Source organism: Moorena sp. SIO2C4 (genome assembly GCF_010672485.1).
GTDB classification, from domain to species: domain Bacteria; phylum Cyanobacteriota; class Cyanobacteriia; order Cyanobacteriales; family Coleofasciculaceae; genus Moorena; species Moorena producens.
In genome coordinates this window covers 1-5,197 of the sequence record NZ_JAAHGN010000516.1, presented here as the reverse complement: position 1 = coordinate 5,197, position 5,197 = coordinate 1, and the positions used below count along the sequence as shown (strand labels likewise).

The window sequence follows — 5,197 nt, the reverse complement described above, 5'->3', positions numbered from 1 at the left end:
GGGAGGAGTTAGAGAAAGTTGCCCATAAAGCCTTGGCGCTCCATCAAACCTATTCTGATCCATTCAGAATGGCACGAGCTTATGGCTTTTTGGCTGAAGTAGCCCTAGCCAAATCAGCCTTTAAAAAAGCGCAACAGTATTCCAAACAAGCGCTTTTTCTGCTATCAACGGCATCAGCTAAGATAGTCAATCCCTCACCGGAACAAGAAACTTTCTTAGACTGGCACAAGTCTTTTGCCCAGGGTTGGTATTTATTTTCCTTGGGGCGAGCACTGCTTGGGACTATGCGATCGCAAAAACATTTTGGTCAATTACAAGCAGCACTTGAGAACTTGGAAACTGCTAGAGCAGAAACCAAACCCCACTATGATCCAGAACTTTATATTGGTATCTTGAAGGAATTACACCAGGCCTATTGCCAACAAGGGCACTATCTCACTGCCTTTAAGATTAAACAAGACCAACAGGGGATTGAGAGCCGGTTTGGGTTTCGGGCATTCATTGGTGCTGGTCGATTGCAGCCTAAGCAGCAGGTAACTAACCCAGTTTTAGCAACGGTTGAGTGCTCAGAAAGGATAGCGCCAGAAATTGCGGCTTCTGGCAGGGAACACCATGTTAATCGTCTGATTGAGCGCATGGAACAGGAGCGCTCTAGACTAACTGTGATTCATGGACAGTCCGGGGCGGGGAAAAGTTCGATGATTGAGGCGGGATTAATACCAGCATTAGAACGGAAAACCATTAATACCCGTCGGGTATTGCCGGTTTTGCAGCGAGTTTATAGGAATTGGATTCAAGCACTAGGCAAATCCTTAAAAAAGACGCTGAAGAAGAGACTAAATTTAGCATCTGTATCTACTAAGCTTGATTCAACCGCCCTCATTCTTGAGCAGTTGCACAATAATGCTAGGCAAAATTTGCTTACTGTTTTAATATTTGACCAGTTTGAAGAGTTTTTATTGGTTTGCTCAAACCCCAAGCAGAGGCGAGGTTTTTATGAATTTTTGCGAGACTGTCTGAATATTCCTTATGTAAAGGTAATCTTGTCTGTGCGAGAAGATTATTTACATTGCCTGTTGGAATGTAATAAGTTTGGAATCGATTTAGAGGTTATTAATAACAATATTTTAGATAAGAGAATTCTGTTTGAATTGGGTAATCTTACCCCACCAGATGCCAAATTATATCTTGAAGGCTTAACGGAGCAAACTCAGTTTCCCCTAGAGCAAACACTGATTGATAAATTAGTGGATGATTTAGGCAAAGAATTAGGGGAGATTCGACCAATTGAGTTGCAAGTGGTAGGGGCGCAACTGGAACGAAACAAAATTACCACCCTAAAACAGTATCAACATCTAGGAGATAACCCAAAAGCTGAATTAGTCAACCAATACTTAGAAGAAGTAGTGGAAGCCTGTGGTGCTGAGAACAAACGGGCGGCTGAATTAGTGTTGTACTTGCTAACGGATGAAAACAACACCCGCCCTCTCAAAACTCGCCATGATTTGGAAAAAGAATTAAAAGCCTTGGCCGCTGATGTAGACACAGAGCTAAAACGATTAGATTTAGTGTTGGAAATTTTTGTTAAATCTGGCTTAGTGCTGCTGTTACGAGAGATTTATAGCGATCGCTATCAATTAGTCCATGATTATTTAGTAGATTTCATTCGACAACGACAAGGGGCTGACATGAGAGCGGAACTTGAAAAAGAGCGAGAAGCGCGACAACGGCTTCGGAAATGGTTGGTGATGGGGTTAGGGGGATTTAGCGTGGTGATGACTATATTAGCAGCTATCGCAATCGGGCTGTGGCAATCGGTAAATTTTCACCAAACAGAGACGATCCTTGCTCAACTCAATGCTAAATATAAGCTTTCTTTTCTTGTAGATGAAAATCAGATTGATGCCCTTTTAAGCAGTATCAAGGCAGGGAAACTATTAAACTATAAAATAGCAAAATCAGACCTTGAAAAAGAGACTATATCTAACCTCTGGCAAGCAGTAAACTTAATCCAAGAACACCATCGTTTAGAGGGACATCAAGGTAGTGTCTTGAGTGTCAGTGTCAGTCAAGATAATCAGCTAATTGCTTCAGCTAGCTCTGATAAAACCATCAAACTGTGGAGTCGTGATGGCCAATTGCTGCATAGCTTAGAAGAACATGATGATACAGTGTGGTGCGTCAGTTTCAGCCCTGATAATCAGATAATTGCTTCAGCCAGTAAAGACAAAACCGTTAAACTTTGGAGTCGGGATGGAAGGTTAATTAAAACCTTGAGGGGACATGGTAAAGGGGTGAAGTGGGTAAGTTTTAGCCCGGATGGTGAGACCATTGCGTCAGCCAGTGGTGATAAAACCGTTAAACTCTGGAAGCGTGATGGGACTTTGCTCAAAACCTTGACAGAACATGAAGAAGCTGTATTGAGTGTTAGTTTTAGCAATGATGGAAAGTTAATTGCTTCAGCTAGTAAAGACAAAACGGTCAAACTCTGGAGTCGTGACGGTACATTCATCAAAACTCTAGAGGAGCATAAAAAAGCTGTTTGGAGTGTAATTTTCAGTCCGGATAGTCAGACCATTGCTTCAGCTAGTGATGATCTGACCGTGAAACTGTGGAGCCGTGATGGAAGGTTAGAGAAAACCTTGGCAGGACATGATCATCCTATTAATAGTGTCAGCTTTAGTCCGGATGGTGAGTGGATTGCCTCAGGGACTAGTGACGGAAAAATAAAACTCTGGACTAGTCACGGCACACCAATTTCAACCCTTCCTGGTCATAAAGATATTGTCAATCAGGTTAGTTTCACTCCTGATAGTAAGATGCTAGCCTCAGCTAGTGTTGATTTCACTGTCAAACTTTGGAGTCTTGACCAAACCTGGCGTAAGGTTTTCCAACCTACCTATACAGTCTATGGTTATGGTGCTAGTTTTAGCCCGGATGGTGATATCATTGCCTCTCCTAGTCGAGATGATAACACGGTCAAACTCTGGAACCCGGAGAAGCAGATTAGGGAACTCACCCTCGAGGGACATCAGGGTTTTGTGAATGGGGTTGATTTCAGCCCTGATGGTCAGTTAATTGCTACCGCCAGTTATGACAAGACGGTGAAACTCTGGAATGACGATGGGAAACTGCTACATACTCTAGAGGGGCATAGCGCTCCAGTTTATAGCGTTAGTTTCAGTCCTGATAGCCAAATCATTGCCTCTGCTAGTGAGGATGGAACAGTGAAACTTTGGAGCAGGAAAGGGAAATTGTTACGTACTTTAGCGGGACATACAGATGCCATTAATCGCGTCAGTTTCAGTCCCGATGGTCAGTTAATTGCCTCTGCCAGTAATGACAAGACAGTGAAACTCTGGAAGCAGGACGGAACTCTAATTACTACCCTTCCTGGGGATAGCAAGTTGTCCTCCCTTAGTTTCAGCCCCGATGGTAAGCGGATTGTGGCAGGTGCTGCCCGTGGTTTTATGGTCATATGGAGTCGTAAAGACATTTCCTGGCAGCACTTCGATTCTAAAACAGTAGTAGAGCATACAAAAACTGTTTATGATGTCAGTTTTCACCCCAATCGAGACATTATTGCTTCTGCTAGTGCGGATGGAACAGTTAAACTATGGAACCCCAATGGACTTTTAATCGGAACGTTAAGCGAGGGTTCTGAACCTGTGGAGTCTGTGAATTTCAGTCCAGACGGTGAAACCCTAGTCTCGATTAACGCAGCGAATCGGGTGAGTATTTGGAATTTAAATTACAGTCAATATTTAGATTACAGTCAATCAAACGATGTTAATTACTTACTGAAGCGTGCTTGTGATCAGATCGGTAATTATCTGAAAAATAATCCGAACGTCAACCAAGAAGACAAAAAACTCTGTGAGGGAATTGAGGAGCAAGAGTAAATCAGCTTTTAAGGCAAAAGGCAAAAGGCAAAAGGCAATACTAAAGAGGGTTTTATAGCAACGTTTATCCTTAATAAGGGGCAGGGTAATAGGGAACAGAAATATGTTTTAACCTTTACTTCGACTGCTATAACGGATGCATCGCTAGTTGATTAACTCTTGCCTCTTGCCTCTTGCCTTTTTTTAAGCAAGTATGTTCACAACTCAAATAAAAATGCTATGGATATGATCAAGCTCTAGCTGAACCGGACTCTACTGAAGTCCCGATTGTGGAATGTCGTAGCGTGGGGGTCTAGGATCTGGATCTTGGGGCTCTCTTGCGCCAGCACCGGTATCAAATATAGTGTATTTAAAGAATGAAACATCCTCCAATAGACTATTGTCACTAGAGTCAGGTTCAGTGATTAAGTTCCAGGAACCTGTCTCCATAGCTAAAACCTGAGTAGCAGTGATTGTCGATACTGCTGTTATCCCTAGTAGGGCGAGAATTTTATAACGTTTCATAAGTGGACTCCGTGGGTTCTATGCCAATTCCAACTAGATTAATATATACATTTTTCCCAGATTGATGGCTCAGATCAGGATATTTTCTAGGTTTATGGATCAGATCAGGAAAGTCTCTGAGTGGAGAATATTGTAGCTTTGGCGGCTTTGACGAATCTGCGGATAAAAAGTTCCCCATGAAGAATTTAGAATGTAGAATTAAGAATTTAGAATGTAGAATTAAGAATTTAGAATGGTGAATTAAGAATTTAGAATTGATAAGTCTATATTAGGTATTATTCTTTATACATTATACATTATACATTATACATTATACCTTCAGCCTTCAGCCTTCAGCCTTCAGCCTTCAGCCTTCAACCTTCAGCCTTCAGCCTTCAGCCTTCAGCCTTCTACATTCTCAATTCTACATTCTTAATTCTACATTCTTAATTCTACATTCTACATTCTTAATTCTAACAACTTTTAACTTTAGAACAGAGCTGATTTAATAACTCCTTTGGAATGGCCTCGAAATTTTCTAGCAGGAAATCCATTAAGGCCAGATGATATAAGGAATCGGAAGAAGGAGTTTTATAGCGAGCACCTTGGGCCAGCCAGCTGTTGACAGCGTAAGTTGAGCGGCAGCAGATGTTACCGATGTCTTCTTGGTTAACTTGCCATTTCCAGTAAAACTCCTGGGGGGTCATGGAAAGTCGGCAGTTGCTGTATAGGTAGATCAAGATTTCTTCTCGCTCGGTTATGGCACGAGGATAGGAATGTTCCAGTGTCGATTGGATCCTGGCAATTTGGGA

At 42.1% G+C, this 5,197-nt stretch carries 3 protein-coding genes; 1 reads left to right on the top strand and 2 read right to left on the bottom strand.

Going from position 1 to position 5,197, the window contains the following annotated elements; all coding sequences use genetic code 11:
* The coding region (locus F6K20_RS23335; protein ID WP_287296195.1) for a WD40 domain-containing protein at positions 1-3,902 on the top strand (3,902 nt) is incomplete at its 5' end.
* Between the two features lie 252 nt (positions 3,903-4,154).
* Here the strand turns inward: F6K20_RS23335 and F6K20_RS23330 are convergent.
* On the bottom strand, positions 4,155-4,406 hold the full coding sequence (locus F6K20_RS23330; protein WP_287296193.1) for a hypothetical protein: 252 nt from the start codon (positions 4,404-4,406) through the stop codon (positions 4,155-4,157).
* Positions 4,407-4,858: 452 nt separating this feature from the next.
* On the bottom strand, positions 4,859-5,197 hold a 339-nt coding region (locus F6K20_RS23325; protein ID WP_287296191.1), incomplete at its 5' end, for a hypothetical protein.